Genomic DNA, 18,811 nt, shown 5'->3' with positions numbered 1-18,811 from the left:
GAAAAGAAAGGTGATGTGAATTGAGACAAACGAAAGACCGTTTGTTCGTTCTCGGCATTATTCTTCTGGTGGTCATTTTTGCCGGGGTCATGTTCTGGCCGCGCTCCGAAAAGGAACATGCTGTGTTTCCGACAATGGATATTGAGGCGAAAGGGACAGAAACATCCGGGGACAATGACGTTGAAAAGAAACCATCGATGGTGATGGTAGATATCAAAGGAGAAGTCAGAAAACCAGGAGTTTATCAAATCGATGAAGATTCCCGGGTGAAAGATGCAGTAGAGCTCGCCGGGGGATTGACAAACGAAGCTGATGAACTTTCTGTTAATCTAGCTCAAAAAATATACGATGAAATGGTGATTATTGTGGCAAAAAAAGGAGAGGCAGATCATGGCTCATCAACGAGTGGTATGGGTCAGGGGCAGGTAAGAATCAATTCGGCCGGGAAGGAAGAAATTGAAACACTTCCCGGGATTGGACCATCAAAAGCAGAAGCGATCATTCAATACCGGGAAGACAACGGCCCCTTTAAAAAGTTAGAAGACTTGTTGAATGTATCCGGAATTGGCCCCAAAACCCTGGAGAATATAAAGGAATTTATCATCGTACCTTGAATATTGACGAATCGTGACAGAGTTGGTTAAACTTGATGTCAAACTGGTTATAGTCTTTATAAACCGAAAGAAAAGGTGGTTGTTGGAATTGGAGCGTATATCATGGGATCAATATTTTATGGCTCAGAGTCATTTGCTGGCACTTCGCAGCACTTGTAACCGGCTGGAAGTTGGAGCAACGATTGTCAGGGATAAACGAATTATTGCGGGCGGATACAACGGAAGTGTGTCTGGAAGTGTTCACTGTGTAGACGAAGGCTGTTATGTAATTGATGGCCATTGTGTCAGGACTATACATGCAGAAATGAATGCGCTGCTTCAATGTGCAAAATTTGGTGTGCCGACAGAGGGTGCAGAGATCTATGTCACCCATTTTCCGTGCCTTCACTGCAGCAAGTCAATTATTCAAAGCGGCATTAAGGCCGTTTATTATGCAGAAGATTATAATAATCATCCCTATGCTATTGAACTGTTTGAAGAAGCCGGTGTTCATGTCGAAAAAGTAGAACTGGATGATTTGCAGGTGGACACAAATCCAAAAGAAAAGGTTTTATTTATCGCCAGGCTGCTGAAACAATTGGAGAAATCGGGTGTCAATGACGATGTATTACATAAGCTTCGGAAAGAGGCTGATCAGCTGTTTGCAACTCTTGAGTGATGGGGTTGAAATATGAAAGGTAAATGGCATTTTATTGCAGGGATTGGATTCATCCTTTCTTTCTTTTCTACAAGGGGATCAACCTGGCCGGGAATGATGATTGTCCTGGGAATGCTCCTGATCATGTGGCGCTCGGCCAGGACTCTCCGTTTATTTCTGCTGATCTGTTTTGGAGCAGTGATAGTATTTACTGGGCTGGCAAAATTTCACTCCCAGCCAGTTCCACCGGATGGTTTCGGGAAACCTCAGGCAGCTTCTGTTACTGGGAAAATCGTATCAGCTCCCTCCATTTCTCCGGATCAAATATCTTTTGTTTTCAGGCATGCTTCTTCACATGTTCAGTCCATGGTTTTTATGACATCTGATGGGACTTCCGCCAAAATGATTCGAAGGGGGGCGATGTGTCAGATCAAAGGAAGTCTTGAAATTCCTGAAACAGCGAGAAATCCTGGAAACTTTGATTACCGAAATTATTTGTACCATAAGGGAATCCACTACGTCATGTTTGCAGAAGTGCAGAATGCGGAATGTTCTGGACAATCTGTTCTTGCCTACATGGATCAGCTTCGTCTTTCCTTCCTTCGTTATCTAAAACAGAAATACCCCGACGATACATTGAACTGGATAAGAGCCCTCATTTTTGGCAGTGATGATGATCTTTCTGCTGATACCATTCATACGTTTCGCGAATGGAACCTTTCTCATTTACTGGCCATTTCTGGACTTCATACTGGACTTGTCATGATGTTTGTTTATGCGGCCGGAAGATATCTGTTTCGGTTAACTGAACAGCAGTTGAAGATTGTATTGATGATTGCACTGTTAGTGTTTTTAGGTTTATCCGGCGGAAAACCTTCGGTACTTCGGGCAGTTATCATGGCGGAATCAGCACTCCTGCTATCGATCTTGAAAAAAACGTATCCTGTTACAGACATCATCAGTATGACAGCCATTACCTTAATGTTTCTGAATCCGTTTATCGTCAATGACATCGGCTTTCAGTTTTCTTTTATCGTAACCTATGCTCTCGTATTTTCAAAAAAACTGCTAATCAAGCATTCATCCTTCCTCTGGCCTTCCATTCAAATCAGCTTCATTAGCCAGATCGTTCTGATCCCCCTTCAGCTCTATTATTTTTTCTATATTCATCCACTGTCTTTTTTTCTAAATATCCTGATCGTCCCTTATTTTACCTTTTTTGTGATCCCGGCATCCCTGTTCCTGGTCATTTTCGCCTGGCTTCCGGTAAAAATGACGAATGCCATAGCCGGGATGTTTGAGGGAATCCATAACGGTGTCATCCAATTCATACATCTCGTGGATTCCTGGCATGATGGGGTATGGGTCATCGGCCAAATCAGTGAATATACTTTCATTTGTTATCTTGTGCTGTTTTTCTCCTTTATGCATCTATGGGAACAGGAGAGACTAAGAGAAGCATTTTTCTGCGGCTGTTTATTAGTATGCCTGCTCGTTCTGGAAAGTATGAAACCATATTTTACAGCTGCAGGTTCCATAACCATGCTGGATGTCGGTCAGGGTGATACCATTGTTATTGAATTGCCTAAACGGGAAGGTGTCATCATGATTGATGCTGCTGGAACAGACACTGAAGGGGAAAATGATACGTTCACTTACAGGATCAAACCTTTTTTATGGTCCAAAGGGATTAGCCAGATTGATCATTTCATCATCACTCATACGGACCAGGATCATGCCGGGAGTGCTGATGAAATCCTGGATAACTTTGATGTAAAGCATGTCTACTCCCATCCGTTTTTAAACAGCAACAACGTTCAAGAAAGTTTGTCATCCAATCATACGTATCATCCCCTTTCACAGGGGATGAAGCTTCAGCTGGGCACCCATGAACTATACGTGCTTCATCCGGAACAAAATGTCCGTTACGATTCCGAAAACAACCGTTCCCTTGTTTTATACGGTCAATTTGGTGGTCTTTCCTTTTTGTTTACCGGGGATATCGATGCTCAGGTCGAAGAGGAGATCATTCAACGTTTTCCGTCGCTGCAAGCTGATGTGTTAAAAATTTCCCACCACGGGAGCAAATATTCCACATCAGAACGTTTTCTTGAGAAAATGGTCCCAGATATTGCCTGGATTTCTGCTGGAATTCATAACAGGTATGGTCATCCAGCACCTGAAGTCCTCGATCGTTTATCTAAACAGGGCACCCATATTTTCCGGACGGATCGGGACGGTGCAGTGATTTTCTGTTTTACTGAACAGAATGGAACATTTTCTAAAATGATTCCATAAGATACGAATGAAGAAGAAAAAAGAGAGACTGCTCTATACAGTCTCTCTTTCTGTCCATAACCGATCAGGAACCGATTGCTTCAAAAATGGTTCCAATAAAGAAAATCAAAAGGAAGAAAATGAATGAAAGTGTAAAACCTTTAATGGAGTCCACTACATCATTGTTTTTGGATTGTACATCTTTTTCAAATTCATTCACGGTTACCCCTCCTATACCATTTCCTAGTATAAGCGATTCTGCATAAAAAATCTATATGTTAATAAAAAATTCAAAAAACCTTACCAGATCCTGCTTTGTAAAGAGTTAACACATATATTTTTAGCGAGATATCACATGCTAAGAACAGCTAGCGAACATCGCCTGAAATTCAGCTTCCCGGGACTGTTTTTCAGGCGTTCATATAGATTTTGGGGGAAGTGGTTTTTGCCATTTCCCTCTTTAACGATTGCTCTTGCTCTTTGGAAAAAGAAACTTTACCATGGAAGTATCCTAACTGATGGAGTGAACAGGATGTCTTACATACAAACCATTAAAGACCTGGAAAACCATAAAATATTTCCCGTTTATTTATTATACGGAAATGAACCGTTTTTATTACAAAACGCACAACAAAAAATTGTGAACGCTGTTCTAGAAAAACCCGAACATGATTTAAATTATTCTGTTGTGGACCTGGAAAATATCCCTGTACAGAATGCCGTTCACGATGCTGAAACCTTTCCTTTTTTCGGAGAGAAAAAAGTATTAGTTTTAAAAAATGCCTCGTTTTTTAAGGCAGTACCAGATAAATCCACTGTAGATCATGATTTGGGCATTCTTGCTGAATATTTAAAAAATCCCGTTGACTATACTGTGCTCATCATGGTTTGTCCAAATGAAAAAATTGATGCAAGAAAGAAAATTGTCAAACTTATTCAAGAGCATGGTCAGGTCGTTGAATGTCAGAAACCGAAGGAAAAAGAATTATATCAATGGATTCAGGTGATGTCAGGAGAGCTGAACCTGAAGCTGGACCGAAATGTGGTCGCCCTGCTAGCGGAAGAAGTCGGAACAGATTTAATGGCTTTACAAAAAGAAATGGAAAAACTTTCGCTCTTTTCCGGTGGGGATGGTCTTATAACAATGGAAGATGCTGAACCGTTGATTTCCCATCATGCCCGGGCCACCGGCTTTAAAATGCTGGATGCGATTATGAATCATGAGCTGAAGGAAGCGATTAGGATATTTAAGGATTTGCGAAAGCAAAACGAAGAACCGATTGCATTACTTGCTCTTCTGGCTTCACAGGTCCGACTCATTTTGCAGTGTAAACTGATGAAAAACAAAGGATATACACAAAACCAGATGGCAAAACAACTACAGGTACACCCCTTTAGGGTAAAAATGGCGTTAGACAGAGAAACATATTTCTCTCTGGATGAACTTTATCATATGATTGATCGATTAACGGGAACAGATGACCGGATCAAAAGGGGCGAGATGGACAAGGATCTTGCCATCGAGCTGCTCCTATATGAATTTGCCAAAACGAGAACATCATAAAAATGGATCAGACCCCTGCGAGAATGCCCTGCAGGAGTCTGATCCACAATTCCTGATGAAAAAAACGATCCTGTATGGATCGTTTTTCAGCCGATTAAGCACCAATGTTTGCTACTTTTTTCATTAAGCGGGACTTTTTGCGGTCACCGTTGTTTTTATGGATAATTCCTTTTTGTACGCATTTGTCTATTTTGCTGACGGCCTCTTTAAGAACATCCTGTGCCTGTTCTGCATTTTTCTCCTCGATCAGCTTTTCTACTTTTTTAATATACGTACGCATTTCAGTTTTCATGGAAAGATTGCGCATACGGCGTTCTTCATTGGTTTTTGCACGCTTAATTGCAGATTTGATGTTAGCCATATTTTCACCTCCCGAATACGATTGAAGTGGTCATTCATTGCGTTTATTTGAACATGAGACATTTTACCAGAGTGACCTGCAGTTTTCAATAGAACTTCCCCATAAATTTTTCTGCCAGTATAAAGAATCCATTGGCCGGGAATCCTTTAAGTAAAAAATGGGAGGACGTTTCAGATGGCAGAGAATAAAACTGAAAATCAGTTTCAAGTCCGTACAGATCTTGCATTAGAAGCCAGAGAAATGGTACAGGAGCAGGAAGGGGAGGATACCGGTGATATAGAAGGGGTTCAAATTCAAGAACGGAAAGAAGAAGACATTAAGATTACATATGTAGATATTTCTGAAACGGGTGCAGAAAAAATCGGGAAAAAAGCCGGCAGTTATTTAACAATCGAAACCCAGAGCATCCGTACAGGAGATTCCGATAAGCAGAATCAAACCGCCAGAATTTTATCAGAAGAACTTAAAAACTACTTAGCTTCTCTAAATATTAAACAAAATGCTTCCTGTTTAATTGTTGGACTTGGGAACTGGCAGGTTACGCCTGACGCTTTAGGACCGATGTCCACGGAAAGGGTGCTGGTAACCAGTCATCTTTTTCATCTCCGTCCAGAGGAGGTTTCGGAAGGATACCGGCCAGTTTCGGCAGTTGCACCGGGCGTCATGGGGCTTACTGGTATCGAAACGAGTGATATTATATTTGGCATTGTGCAGAAAGTGAAACCGGATTTTATTATCGCCATTGATGCACTGGCTTCCAGATCTATTGAGCGAGTCAATGCTACGATTCAAATATCTGATACGGGCATCCATCCCGGTTCAGGAATCGGCAATAAACGAAAAGAATTAAGCAAGGAAACTCTGGGTATTCCGGTAATTGCCATCGGTGTTCCCACAGTGGTAGATGCTGTCACCATAACCAGTGATACCATCGACTATTTATTAAAGCATTTCGGCCGGGAACTGAAAGATCAGGATAAACCATCGAGGGCACTGGCACCTGCAGGCATGATTTTTGGTGAAAAAAGACAGCTGACGGATGAAGACTTGCCAGGGGAAGAACACCGGAAGACTTTTCTAGGGATCGTCGGTCAGCTTCCTGAAGAAGAAAAACGGAAATTAATTCAGGAAGTGCTGACGCCCCTCGGGCATAATTTAATGGTTACACCGAAGGAAGTGGACGGGTTTATGGAAGATATGGCCCATTTGCTGGCAACTGGCATAAATGGTGCCTTACATGATGCCATCCAGCAAGATACCGCTTCAAATTATACAAAATAAACGCTTATATCGGTTCTATTTCCTGAATCGTTTCCATATAGATTTAGTAGAGTTGCTAGAATGATTCAGGAAGGATGGAACCATGAAGCTAAAACTGTTTAGTCAATACAGAAAGTGGACGAAAAAGCTCTATCAGAGAAGTTCTCTAGTAATGATCGGTACGATACTGATTTTTTTAATCGTAGGAATGCTGACAACCATTCACCCGGCTTACCGAATCTCCTCATCAGTGATTCATCAATGGACAAAGGAGATTGACAGTTCCGCCTTTCTATATTTATTTGCAATGGAAAATCGTGTATTTAAAGAGGCCTACCCAGAAGAATCTCAGCCAGTTGAAATGATCCCTTTATTGTTTCAGATGGCAACGAAAATTAAGCCTGATGATCCAAGGAGCTTGTTAGGAAGAGAACTACCCGGTTTTCCAATATACAACAGTCAGATTATTGTGGCCGGAGAAGGCACAGACTATACGACCCTGCCGATCGAATCTTCACCACCCATGGACGTGCTTGAAAAGGAGCATCAAGCCAAGGTAGATGAAGAGGAACCGGAACTTCCCGAACCGAAAGAGGAAGAGGACAGGCTGACAACGGAAGGACGAGATGTCGTTTTTATTTATTCTACCCACAATCGGGAATCTTTTTTGCCCCATCTTCCTGAAGCAAAGAGTCCGGATGAAGCTTTCCATCCAGAAGTCAATATTACACTGGTTAATCAGCGTCTTGCCAAAAGCCTGGAAAGTTACGGAATTGGCGCAATTGCAGACAAGACAGATATTTACAAAAAACTGTTAAAGAATGGATGGAATTATTCTCAGTCTTATCAAGCATCAAGAACAGTGGTTTCATCAGTTATTGAAAACAACAGCGATTTACAGTTTGTTTTTGATCTTCATCGTGATGCTCAACCCCGTGACATTACGACCAGATCGATTAATGGAAAAGATTATGCCCGACTGATGTTTATTATTGGAAGAGAGAATCCGAACTATGAAGAAAACCTTGAGCTGGCAACTACACTTAATGAAAGGTTAAATGAAAAATTTCCTGGAATCAGCCGGGGGGTAGAAGCGAAAGGTGGTCCGGGGAACAACGGGGTTTATAATCAAGATTTATCCAGCAATGCGATTTTGATTGAGTTTGGTGGTGTGGAAAATCGTTTAAATGAACTTTACCGTACCGCAGATGCATTAGCGGAAGTGTTCAGTGAATACTACTGGCAGGCTCAAAAAGTAAATGCCACAGAGGGGGATGAGTAAAATGGTTCGTTTTACCCTGTTGTTTTTCCTGATGATCATATTGTTTTTAAGTGGTGTTATTGTAGGTTTTGATCAGGCGGGGGAAGGCATTCAGACGATCAGGGGAAATCCCTTTGAAAACTTTGATGCTCTGAATATCCAGCAGAGCGATGGGGAGTCTGCTGAAGTTCAGGTGATGGGGGAAACCTTCGAGGAAATGCAGTTGAAATACAGGGATACAGAAAGCGAGCATATCACGGAAAAGATGGCTACCTTGATAGAAAAAGGGGTAAAATGGTTATATAATCAGGTCATACAGGTGATTTATAAAATGACAGAGATGATATACCAGATCTAAACCAGTAAAGTTGTGACAAGTATGCAAACGACAAAGAAATATCCGAACGATATTCATGAGTCACATGAATGAGTTCGGATATTTTTTATTCGATCAGCCCCTTGAGCAGCATCAACCTTTTGTTTCTCAGGCAGTCTCTTCTAAATTCCTCCGGAAGTCTGCGCGTTTTTTACTTCACACTCCCATTTCCCGGGACAAGTTCCGCTGCATTTCATCGCGCTCATACGCAGACGAAGTCATATTTTTTGCCAACACGTTTGTCGTTTCACCGTTCATTTTTCATGTTCCAGTTTCTTTACGTGTCAAACATCGTGGGGCGTCCCAACAGACAGAGGAACGTACCGGGGAAACACAGTCAGCCTATGACTAGTCTGCCGACACCTGATCGATTTTGGGCCGGGGACAGGATTTCTTTTACATGTGCTTTTGTCTTGAGCAAACGGACCAGTCGCCTTTTTGATAAATAAGATTGAATAATGATTTTCCTGCTGATATAATCAAAGCTAGTTATCGCTGGCGATTATAGTAGGAGTGATGAACTTGTCTGAACGAAAGCAAAAAAACATTCGCAATTTCTCCATTATCGCCCATATCGATCATGGAAAATCAACCCTTGCTGACCGGATCCTCGAGAAAACAAAAGCACTTTCCCAGCGGGAAATGAAAGAACAGTTTCTTGATGCGATGGACCTTGAACGGGAGCGGGGCATAACGATTAAATTGAATGCAGTACAGTTAAAATATACCGCCAAAAATGGAGAAGATTATATTTTTCATTTAATTGACACGCCGGGACACGTGGATTTTACTTATGAAGTTTCCCGTAGCCTCGCAGCCTGCGAGGGAGCCATTCTTGTGGTGGATGCAGCTCAGGGCATTGAAGCCCAGACACTGGCCAATGTCTATCTCGCTCTTGACAATGACCTTGAAATTATCCCGGTAATCAACAAAATTGACCTTCCAAGTGCAGATCCGGAACGGGTTAAGAAAGAGATTGAAGATGTGATCGGAATCGAGGGAGAAGAAGCGATTCTTGCTTCTGCTAAAGACGGAATTGGTATTGATGACATTCTCGAACGGGTCGTGGAACGGATTCCTGCTCCGGATGGGGATCCTGAGGCCCCCTTAAAAGCGCTTATTTTTGATTCATTATACGACCCTTACAGAGGAGTGGTCACCTATATCCGTGTGAAAGAAGGCACAGTGAAAGTCGGAGACCGTATTAAAATGATGGCCACCGGGAAGGAATTTGAAGTCAATGAAGTAGGTGTATTTAACCCGAAACCTGTACCGTTGGATTCGTTATCCGTCGGAGATGTAGGGTATTTGACGGCATCCATTAAAAATGTCGGGGATACGAGAGTAGGGGATACCATCACACTGGCTGACCATCCTGCCGATGAACCCCTGCCTGGATATCGCCGTTTGAATCCTATGGTTTACTGCGGATTATATCCGGTTGATTCCAGCAAATATAACGATTTGCGCGAAGCACTTGAGCGCCTGGAATTAAATGATTCCGCCCTCCAATATGAAGCTGAAACATCTCAGGCACTTGGATTCGGATTCCGTTGCGGATTTTTGGGGCTGCTTCATATGGAAATCGTGCAGGAACGGATTGAACGGGAATTTAAAATTGACTTAATTACGACAGCTCCGAGCGTAATCTATAACGTTCATATGAATGATGGCAGTGAAATTCAGGTGGAAAACCCATCTCTTATGCCTGAACCTCAGAAAATTGCCGAGATTCAGGAACCCTTTGTCAGAGCTACCGTGATGGTACCCAATGATTTTGTTGGAGCCGTTATGGAAATATGCCAGAAAAAACGAGGACAATATGTGGAGATGGAATATCTGGATGAAAATCGGGTAAACATTATCTATAACATTCCCCTTGCCGAAATCGTCTATGATTTCTTTGACCAGCTGAAATCATCCACAAAAGGTTATGCGTCCTTTGACTATGAATTGGTTGGCTACCAGCCCTCCAGACTCGTAAAAATGGACATTTTATTAAACGGAGAAAAAATTGATGCCCTTTCTTTTATTGTTCATAAAGACTTTGCATATGAACGGGGCAGACAAATCGTGGAAAAACTAAAGGATCTGATTCCTCGTCAGCAGTTTGAAGTTCCAGTACAGGCGGCAATCGGTCAAAAAATCGTTGCCCGTTCTACCATCAAGGCGATGCGCAAAAACGTGCTGGCCAAATGTTACGGAGGAGACGTTTCCCGAAAACGTAAACTTCTCGAGAAGCAAAAAGAGGGAAAAAAACGGATGAAAATGGTTGGAAAAGTAGAAGTACCGCAGGAAGCTTTTATGGCGGTTCTGCAAATGGATGATCAAAACAAATAAACGAACAGCAACATGTAACGGATCATTATAAGTTGAACATTGACCATAACCGCAAATCGAAAAACCGCAGGATGCTGGATCTTGCGGTTTTCCCTGTTTTGAAAGCGAGTGATGCTATTGAAATCGGTATATCTTCACATTCCTTTTTGCCATGAGATCTGTCATTATTGTGACTTTACAAAAATTTATTATCAGGAATCCCTTGCAGACTCCTATATCGAAGCTCTCGAAAAGGAAATTTCCATGTATGTAGACAGTAGAAAAAAAGTCCGTACGATCTATATTGGCGGAGGAACGCCTACCAGCCTTTCTGACAGACAATTTGAAGCTATGCTGAAGGCTGTGGCCCGGCATTTTGACATCAGGGACGATGTTGAGTTTACCATCGAAGCTAACCCGGGCGATTTTTCGAAGGAAAAAATGAACATGCTGCGACTGTATGGTGTTAACCGTATTTCCCTGGGGGTGCAGGTACTCGATGATCAATTTTTAAAAGCATTGAACCGCAGCCATCAGGTGAAAGATGTCTATGAAACAGTTGACCTGCTTCACCAGAACGGGATGGAGAATTTGAGCATGGACTTTATTTATGCACTGCCAGGCCAGACATTTTCTCTTTTTAAAGAAACCTTAAAAGAAGCGATCTCATTCGGTCTTCCCCATTATTCGTCCTATTCTCTGCAAATCGAACCACAGACTGTGTTTTACATTCGATATCGCCAGGGAAAATTAACCAAACCAGATGAGGGTATAGAGGCAAATATGTATTTGCACCTCATTGAAGAGATGAACAGACATGGAATCCTCCAGTATGAAATCAGCAATTTTGCCAGGCCAGGATTTGAAAGCAGGCATAACTTAACGTACTGGAACAATGATTATTATTATGGCTTTGGTGCAGGCGCACATAGCTATTTTCCAGGAAGGAGAGTCGTGAATATTCGCCCGGTCAATCATTATATAAAATCGATAGAAACAGGAAGAAAACCAGTCTTACATGAAGAAAAAATCACGCTGAAAGAACGGATCGAAGAAGAAATGTTTTTGGGGTTAAGAAAGACAGAAGGTGTGTCCAGAAAGAAATTTTTTAAACAATATCATCAAACTATAGATGAACTCTATGGAGAAAGGCTGAATGACCTGAAAGAAAAAAACTGGTTAATGGATGATGGCGATGTCATCCGGCTGACAACCCGGGGGATGCTGTTTGGAAATGACGTATTTCAAGCTTTTTTGCTTGATGGGGATCCATTCGGCGAATAAACCGATCCATTGACAATTACGGGGCCATTTGATAATTTATTAGTAGATTTAGCACTCGTTATACATGAGTGCTAACAGGGGTGATCAAACATGCTTACAGAGCGCCAGCTACTCATCTTGCAGGTTATCATTGATGATTTTATCCAATCAGCCCAGCCGGTGGGTTCAAGGGCCATATCCAAAAAGGATGAGGTCACATATAGTTCTGCAACGATTCGCAATGAAATGGCCGATCTTGAAGAAATGGGATTTTTACAAAAGACCCATTCATCTTCTGGACGGATACCGTCAGAAAAAGGTTATCGTTTTTACGTGGATCATTTGATGGCCCCGTTCCGTTTGTCTGACCGTGACCTGGAAACCATTCAAGATACATTTAATGATCATCTGATGGAATACGAAAAGGTTGTACAGAAATCAGCAGAAGTTCTTTCTGAATTAACGAACTACACATCGATCATATTAGGACCTGAAGTATATGAAACAAGGTTGAAGCAATTGCAGATCATACCACTGAGTTCCCATTCCGCAGTTGCTATTCTCGTAACCAACACAGGTCATGTCCAGCATCGGTCGTTTTCCATTCCGGTAGACATTGACCCTGCGGATTTGGAAACAACCGTAAACCTTTTGAATGAACGATTACATGGTGTATCTCTTTTAGAATTAAACGAAAAAATGCAGACCGAAGTCCTTGATTTACTCAAAAAACATACGAGAAATTACAAAAATGCTTACGAATATATCAAGGCTGCACTTTTGGATGACCAGCATGCCCAGCTGTATGTGAGCGGGAAAACCAATATAATGTCCCAGCCTGAATTTAAAGACATTGATAAAATTCGGTCTTTGTTATCTGTGATAGAACAGGAACACCAGATTGCACCGATTCTCAGAAAAAATGCTGATGGAATTCAAGTTTCCATTGGAAGGGAAAACGAACTGGAAGCAATGCGTGACTGCAGTCTGATCACAGCAACCTATTCGGTCGGGAATGAGCAGATGGGCACCATCGCTCTGCTGGGGCCCACAAGAATGGAGTATTCCAAAGTCATATCCCTTTTAAATGTGCTTTCCGGACACATGAATAAAACCTTCCGAACCTGGTATGAAATCGATGAATACCGGAAATAGCTGAACTAGATGGGGTGTTTTGCCCCCATCCCTTCTTTTTTGTTTTTTTAGTTTTGTTTTCCATTATTTCATGTTATATTCATTAACGGTGTGTATTCGCACGTGTCATTTTGAGGAGGTGACAGAAGTGGAAAAAAAACAGCAGGAGAACGAAGAACGAGTTGATACAAAAGAGAAAAAAGCAGAAGAACAAACAACAGAGAATGAGATGAATGATCAGAAGACTATGGAAGAACAAAAAACACAGAATCAAGACACCGATGGTCACGAACAAGCAGAAGAGCAATTGCCTGAGGAGATGAAGCAGCTTAAAGATGAGCTGGATCAGGTGAAACAAGAAAAGGAAGAGCTGTATGAGCGATTGTTAAGACTGCAGGCGGATTATGAAAACTACCGCCGCCGGACAAAAAAAGAGCGTGAAAATGATTTGAAATATAAAGCACAGGATTTAATCACCGAGCTTTTGCCTGTATTAGATAATTTTGAACGAGCGCTTCAAGTGGAAGTGAATGATGATCAGGCAAAAAGCTTTGTAGATGGGATTAAAATGGTTCACAGACAGTTCAAAGATGCTCTGACAAAACAGGGGCTGGAAGAAATACAAACGGTTGGTGAGCAGTTTGACCCCCATCTGCATCAGGCTGTGATGCAGGTACAGGATGATGAAAAGGAGTCCAATGAAGTCGTAGAAGAATTGCAAAAGGGATATAAGCTTAAAGATCGCATCATACGACCAGCAATGGTCAAGGTGAATCAATAAGGCTTACATAAAAACATGTAAAAGGGAGGAACGATCATCATGGGTAAGATTATTGGTATTGACCTTGGTACAACGAACTCATGTGTCGCAGTGATGGAGGGCGGTGAGCCTAAAGTCATCCAGAATCCTGAAGGCAACCGCACAACTCCTTCAGCTGTTGCCTTTAAAGATGGTGAACGTCAGGTAGGCGAGGTGGCCAAACGTCAGGCTATTACGAACCCGAATACGATTCTGTCTATTAAAAGGCACATGGGTACAGATTATAAAGTGGAAGTGGATGGAAAGAAATACACTCCTCAGGAAATCTCTGCGATTATCCTGCAGCATTTAAAATCATATGCCGAAGACTATCTCGGTGAAAAAGTAGAAAAAGCGGTCATTACGGTTCCGGCATATTTTAACGATGCTGAGCGGCAGGCGACAAAAGATGCCGGAAAAATTGCAGGACTGGAAGTTGCGCGTATTATTAACGAGCCGACTGCAGCCGCACTGGCTTACGGTATTGATAAAGATGAAGATCAGACAGTGCTTGTCTATGACCTCGGCGGAGGAACATTTGACGTATCGATTCTGGATATCGGCGACGGCACATTCGAAGTCGTATCCACTGCCGGTGACAATCGCCTTGGTGGTGATGATTTCGACCAGGTCATCATCGATTACTTAGTTTCTGAATTTAAAAAGGAACATGGGATTGACCTTTCTAAGGACAAAATGGCTCTTCAGCGTTTGAAAGATGCGGCTGAAAAAGCGAAAAAAGATCTGTCTGGTGTAACCCAGACCCAGATTTCACTGCCGTTTATCACAGCAGGGGAATCCGGGCCACTTCATCTGGAAATGAACTTGACGAGAGCGAAATTTGAAGAGCTTTCTGAACACCTTGTGGAGCGTACAATGGGTCCTGTTCGTCAGGCTCTTAAGGATGCTGACATGACTGCGAACGATATTGATAAAGTGATTCTTGTAGGTGGTTCAACCCGTATTCCGGCTGTTCAAAAAGCGATTGAAAAAGAAGTCGGTAAACAGCCTTCCAAAGGGGTAAACCCTGATGAAGTCGTTGCCCTTGGTGCCGCTATACAGGGTGGAGTACTTCAGGGGGATGTCAAAGATGTAGTTCTTCTTGATGTAACCCCGCTGTCTCTCGGAATTGAAACAGCCGGCGGCGTATTCACTAAATTAATTGAACGGAACACAACCATTCCAACCAGCCATTCACAAATTTTCTCAACAGCTGCCGATAACCAGACTGCTGTTGACATCCATGTTCTGCAGGGTGAACGGGAAATGGCCCAGTACAACAAAACCCTTGGCCGTTTCCAGCTGACGGATATACCGCCTGCACCGCGGGGAGTCCCGCAAATCGAAGTAACCTTTGATATTGATGCTAACGGAATTGTGAACGTAAGTGCGAAAGACCTGGGAACCAATAAAGAGCAGTCCATTACCATTAAATCTTCTTCTGGATTATCCGAAGAAGAAATTGAACGAATGGTAAAAGAAGCAGAAGAAAATGCAGAACAGGATAAAAAACGGAGAGAAGAAGCAGAACTCCGAAACGAAGCGGATCAATTGATCTATACAACTGAAAAAACCATTAAAGACCTCGGCGATAAAGTTTCTGAGGAAGAAAAGAAAAAAGCGGAAGATGCGAAAGAAGAGCTGAAAAAGGCCCTCGAGAACGATGACATCGAAGAAATTAAGAAGAAAAAAGAAGCCCTTCAGGAACATGTGCAAAACCTGTCCGTCAAATTATACGAACAGGCTCAGCAGCAGGCTCAAAATCAACAGCAGGAGCAGGAACAGCAGGGCGGACAGAAAGATGACAATGTAGTCGATGCTGAATATGAAGAGGTAAAGGATGAAGAGAACAAATAATAGGGCGTAAATTGAAAGCAAAAAGTCAAAGTCAGGAATTTCTTGGCTTTGACTTTTTTACCGTATAGGATAACTGCACCTCTGTCCCTAAAAGAATGGCGGGCTGGAATGGCTGCGGTTATCCGTTGCACAGTTTTATTCAAGAATGTTATGATAAATTTCATGCAAGAAGTATCGGGAGCGTGATGGGGTAGTGAGTAAACGGGATTATTATGAAGTGCTAGGCGTATCAAAGGATGCCACAAAAGAAGAGATCAAAAAAGCATATCGAAAACTTGCCCGAAAATACCATCCGGATGTCAGCAAGGAACCGGATGCAGCCGAAAAGTTTAAAGAAGTAAAAGAAGCGTATGAAGTGCTCAGCAATGAACAGAAGCGGGCCCAGTATGATCAGTTTGGTCATGCCGGGATGAATGGCGGAGCTGGATTCCAGGGCGGTGGAGGCTTCAGCGCGGATGACTTTGGTGGATTTGGTGATATATTCGATATGTTTTTTGGCGGCGGGGGACGTCGGGATCCAAATGCTCCTAGACAGGGCGCGGATCTAAAATACTCCATGGAAATTGATTTTGAAGAAGCCGTATTCGGAAAGGAAACGGATATACAGATCCCGAAAGAGGAGACCTGCAGTACCTGTCACGGAACAGGAGCGAAACCTGGAACCCGTCCGGAAACCTGCTCCCACTGTAATGGAACCGGGCAATTAAATATGGAACAATCAACACCCTTTGGCCGTATCGTTAACAAACGGGTCTGTCACTACTGTAATGGAACCGGCAAGATTGTGAAGGATAAATGTACGACATGTGGAGGCAGTGGACGGGTAAAAAGCCGCAAAAAAATCCATATCAAAATCCCCGCAGGCATTGATGACGGCCAACAGATCCGGGTATCCGGCCAGGGGGAACCGGGTGTTAACGGTGGCCCAGCAGGAGACCTGTATGTGGTTGTGCGGGTAAGACCCGATGAATTTTTCGAACGGGATGGCGATGATATTTATTGCGATGTTCCATTAACCTTTGCCCAGGCTGCCCTGGGAGACGAAATCGAGGTCCCGACTGTTCACGGAAAAGTGAAGTTAAAAATTCCTGCAGGCACCCAGAGCGGAACCTTTTTCCGTTTAAGAGGCAAAGGAGTTCCGAATGTTCATGGCCGTGGAACAGGTGATCAACATGTCCGGATCAGGGTGGTGACGCCGACGAATTTATCCGAACGCCAGAGAGAATTGCTCAGAGAATTTAATGAATTAAGCGGCAATGATGCAACTCAGGAGCAGCAGGATAATCTCTTTCAGAAAATGAAGCGTGCCTTTAAGGGGAATGCCAAAAATTAAATAAAGTGAGTTGATTGTCTTGAAGTGGACCGAAATTTGTATCCATACCACAAATGAGGCCATAGAGCCGATCTCAAATATTTTGCATGAAGCCGGCGCCAGTGGGGTTGTCATTGAAGATTCCGAGGATCTTGTCAGACAGCATGATTCATTGTATGGAGAAGTGTACGACTTGAACCCCGATGATTATCCCGAAGAAGGGGTTTACATTAAAGCCTATCTTCCAATGAGTAGCTTTCTCGGGGAAACGGTTGAAGAAATCAAGCAGGCGATTAATAACCTTATGCTCTATGATATAGATCTGGGAAAAAACAAAATTACTATGAGTGAAGTCAATGAACAGGATTGGGCGACAGCCTGGAAAAAATATTATAAACCCGTGAAAATATCTGAAAAAATCACCATTATCCCTACCTGGGAAGACTATGAACCTGTGAACAGCGATGAACTTATTATTGAGCTGGACCCGGGAATGGCTTTCGGCACCGGAACACATCCAACGACGGTATTAAGCCTTCAAGCCCTGGAACAATATGTGAAGAAGGGACATACAGTCATTGATGTAGGTTCTGGCTCGGGGGTGCTAAGCGTTGCATCGATCTTACTCGGAGCAGAGAACGTGTATGCCTTTGATATTGCTGATGTGGCAGTAAAAAGCACTACGATCAATGCCAAGCTCAATCAGGTTGAAGACAAAATCCATGTAAAGCAGAACAACCTTCTCGATGGTGTGGATACAGAAGCTGACGTTGTCGTATCCAATATTTTAGCTGAAATCATCGTTCGTTTTACCGATGAAGCTTTTGGGTGTCTTAAGCCCGGTGGTTTCTTTATTGCATCAGGAGTTATTCAGGGGAAAAAACAGGAAGTAAAAGAGAAAATGATTCAATCCGGTTTTGATATACTGGAGACCAATCAGATGGAAGACTGGATTTCAATTGTGGCGAAAAAACCAGCGGAATCAAGGTCTTAGTCAGAAAGCAGGTGCAAGTTATGCAGCGCTATTTTGTCCCGGCTTCAAACTGGATGAAAGATGGCAGACAGGTTATGATAACAGGAGATGATGCCCGTCATATCGTAAAGGTGATGCGAATGAATACCGGAGATGAAGTGATCTGCTGTGACGGGACTGGATCATCTGCCCTGTGCCGAATTGAAGAAATCTCCAGTAAACAAGTTCTTTGTCATATAGTAAAATGGATTCATGAAGAAAAAGAACTCCCCGTAAAAGTGACCATTGTCCAGGGGTTGCCCAAAGGGGATAAATTAGATCTTGTCGTCCAAAAGGGTACGGAACTTGGAGCCCATTGCTTTATGTTTTTCCCGTCTGAACGGTCTGTCGTCAAATGGGATCAGAATAAAATGAACAAAAAAATCAGCAGGCTCAATCGAATTGCAAAGGAAGCCAGTGAACAGTCCCATCGGACGTATATACCGGATGTACATTATCTGCCTGATCTTCAGCAAGTTTTTCATAAGGCCGATGACTTTGCCCATAAAATCGCAGCCAGTGAGCTGGAAACAGGGAAAGATGATCACAATCCCCTAAAAAATATATTGGACCCCGTTCAAGAAGGAGAACATGTGCTTCTGATGGTTGGTCCTGAGGGTGGTTTTTCAGAGGGAGAGCTTCGTGCCATGGATGAACAGGGGTTTTCATTTGCCCGTTTTGGTCCAAGGATCCTGCGTACTGAAACGGCACCTCTGTATTTTCTGGCAGCTATGTCCTACCATTTTGAAGAATTGAGGTGAAAAC

17 protein-coding genes are annotated in these 18,811 nt (G+C 42.7%); 15 read left to right on the top strand and 2 right to left on the bottom strand.

Going from position 1 to position 18,811, the window contains the following annotated elements; genetic code table 11:
• Positions 1 to 20: 20 nt before the first annotated feature.
• The 3 genes from EDD68_RS02005 to EDD68_RS01995 all read left to right on the top strand — a co-directional run bounded on the left by EDD68_RS02005 (position 21) and on the right by EDD68_RS01995 (position 3,549).
• Positions 21 to 614 (top strand): helix-hairpin-helix domain-containing protein, encoded by a 594-nt coding sequence (locus tag EDD68_RS02005; protein WP_132370538.1) that lies wholly within the window; start codon positions 21 to 23, stop codon positions 612 to 614.
• An 88-nt stretch (positions 615 to 702) separates the two neighbouring features.
• Positions 703 to 1,272, top strand: coding sequence for a ComE operon protein 2 (locus EDD68_RS02000; protein ID WP_132370537.1), 570 nt, complete (start codon positions 703 to 705; stop codon positions 1,270 to 1,272).
• Positions 1,273 to 1,284: 12 nt separating this feature from the next.
• Positions 1,285 to 3,549, top strand: coding sequence for a DNA internalization-related competence protein ComEC/Rec2 (locus EDD68_RS01995; RefSeq protein ID WP_132370536.1), 2,265 nt, complete (start codon positions 1,285 to 1,287; stop codon positions 3,547 to 3,549).
• Between the two features lie 64 nt (positions 3,550 to 3,613).
• Here the strand turns inward: EDD68_RS01995 and EDD68_RS01990 are convergent, their stop codons facing one another.
• On the bottom strand, positions 3,614 to 3,748 hold the full coding sequence (locus EDD68_RS01990; protein WP_132370535.1) for a YqzM family protein: 135 nt from the start codon (positions 3,746 to 3,748) through the stop codon (positions 3,614 to 3,616).
• Between the two features lie 312 nt (positions 3,749 to 4,060).
• Between EDD68_RS01990 and holA the strand changes: the two genes are divergently transcribed.
• The gene (gene holA, locus EDD68_RS01985) at positions 4,061 to 5,092 is read left to right on the top strand and encodes a DNA polymerase III subunit delta (RefSeq protein ID WP_165902027.1); all 1,032 of its coding nucleotides are present in this window, start codon (positions 4,061 to 4,063) and stop codon (positions 5,090 to 5,092) included.
• A gap of 94 nt (positions 5,093 to 5,186) precedes the next feature.
• Here the strand turns inward: holA and rpsT are convergent, their stop codons facing one another.
• A complete protein-coding gene (gene rpsT, locus EDD68_RS01980) occupies positions 5,187 to 5,453 on the bottom strand; it encodes a 30S ribosomal protein S20 (RefSeq protein ID WP_132370533.1) in 267 nt (88 codons plus the stop codon).
• A 174-nt stretch (positions 5,454 to 5,627) separates the two neighbouring features.
• On the opposite strand from rpsT, the gene gpr reads away from it, so the two are divergent.
• The 11 genes from gpr to EDD68_RS01925 all read left to right on the top strand — a co-directional run bounded on the left by gpr (position 5,628) and on the right by EDD68_RS01925 (position 18,807).
• On the top strand, positions 5,628 to 6,734 hold the full coding sequence (gpr, locus tag EDD68_RS01975; protein ID WP_132370532.1) for a GPR endopeptidase: 1,107 nt from the start codon (positions 5,628 to 5,630) through the stop codon (positions 6,732 to 6,734).
• Positions 6,735 to 6,816: 82 nt separating this feature from the next.
• The gene (gene spoIIP, locus EDD68_RS01970) at positions 6,817 to 7,995 is read left to right on the top strand and encodes a stage II sporulation protein P (protein WP_132370531.1); all 1,179 of its coding nucleotides are present in this window, start codon (positions 6,817 to 6,819) and stop codon (positions 7,993 to 7,995) included.
• A 1-nt stretch (position 7,996) separates the two neighbouring features.
• Positions 7,997 to 8,332 carry a DUF3679 domain-containing protein gene (locus tag EDD68_RS01965; RefSeq protein WP_165902026.1) on the top strand — a complete coding sequence of 112 codons (336 nt, stop codon included), beginning with the start codon at positions 7,997 to 7,999 and terminating at the stop codon, positions 8,330 to 8,332.
• Between the two features lie 540 nt (positions 8,333 to 8,872).
• Positions 8,873 to 10,690 carry a translation elongation factor 4 gene (gene lepA, locus EDD68_RS01960; protein ID WP_424399141.1) on the top strand — a complete coding sequence of 606 codons (1,818 nt, stop codon included), beginning with the start codon at positions 8,873 to 8,875 and terminating at the stop codon, positions 10,688 to 10,690.
• Between the two features lie 111 nt (positions 10,691 to 10,801).
• Entirely contained in the window at positions 10,802 to 11,953 is a 1,152-nt protein-coding gene (gene hemW, locus EDD68_RS01955; protein ID WP_132370668.1) for a radical SAM family heme chaperone HemW, read from the top strand.
• A 90-nt stretch (positions 11,954 to 12,043) separates the two neighbouring features.
• Positions 12,044 to 13,087: a heat-inducible transcriptional repressor HrcA gene (hrcA, locus tag EDD68_RS01950; RefSeq protein ID WP_132370528.1), complete on the top strand. Its 1,044-nt coding sequence runs from the start codon at positions 12,044 to 12,046 to the stop codon at positions 13,085 to 13,087.
• Between the two features lie 127 nt (positions 13,088 to 13,214).
• The gene (gene grpE / locus EDD68_RS01945) at positions 13,215 to 13,847 is read left to right on the top strand and encodes a nucleotide exchange factor GrpE (protein WP_279388229.1); all 633 of its coding nucleotides are present in this window, start codon (positions 13,215 to 13,217) and stop codon (positions 13,845 to 13,847) included.
• Between the two features lie 39 nt (positions 13,848 to 13,886).
• On the top strand, positions 13,887 to 15,722 hold the full coding sequence (dnaK, locus tag EDD68_RS01940; RefSeq protein WP_132370526.1) for a molecular chaperone DnaK: 1,836 nt from the start codon (positions 13,887 to 13,889) through the stop codon (positions 15,720 to 15,722).
• A 193-nt stretch (positions 15,723 to 15,915) separates the two neighbouring features.
• Positions 15,916 to 17,055 (top strand): molecular chaperone DnaJ, encoded by a 1,140-nt coding sequence (dnaJ, locus tag EDD68_RS01935; RefSeq protein ID WP_132370525.1) that lies wholly within the window; start codon positions 15,916 to 15,918, stop codon positions 17,053 to 17,055.
• A gap of 19 nt (positions 17,056 to 17,074) precedes the next feature.
• The gene (prmA, locus tag EDD68_RS01930) at positions 17,075 to 18,028 is read left to right on the top strand and encodes a 50S ribosomal protein L11 methyltransferase (protein ID WP_132370524.1); all 954 of its coding nucleotides are present in this window, start codon (positions 17,075 to 17,077) and stop codon (positions 18,026 to 18,028) included.
• Positions 18,029 to 18,048: 20 nt separating this feature from the next.
• Positions 18,049 to 18,807: a 16S rRNA (uracil(1498)-N(3))-methyltransferase gene (locus EDD68_RS01925; RefSeq protein WP_132370523.1), complete on the top strand. Its 759-nt coding sequence runs from the start codon at positions 18,049 to 18,051 to the stop codon at positions 18,805 to 18,807.
• Positions 18,808 to 18,811 lie beyond the last annotated feature (4 nt).

Origin of the sequence: Melghiribacillus thermohalophilus (genome assembly GCF_004342905.1) — a bacterium.
Lineage (GTDB): Bacteria > Bacillota > Bacilli > Bacillales > Alkalibacillaceae > Melghiribacillus > Melghiribacillus thermohalophilus.
The sequence above is the reverse complement of the archived record's forward strand: the minus strand, read 5'-3'. Positions and strand labels throughout refer to the sequence as shown.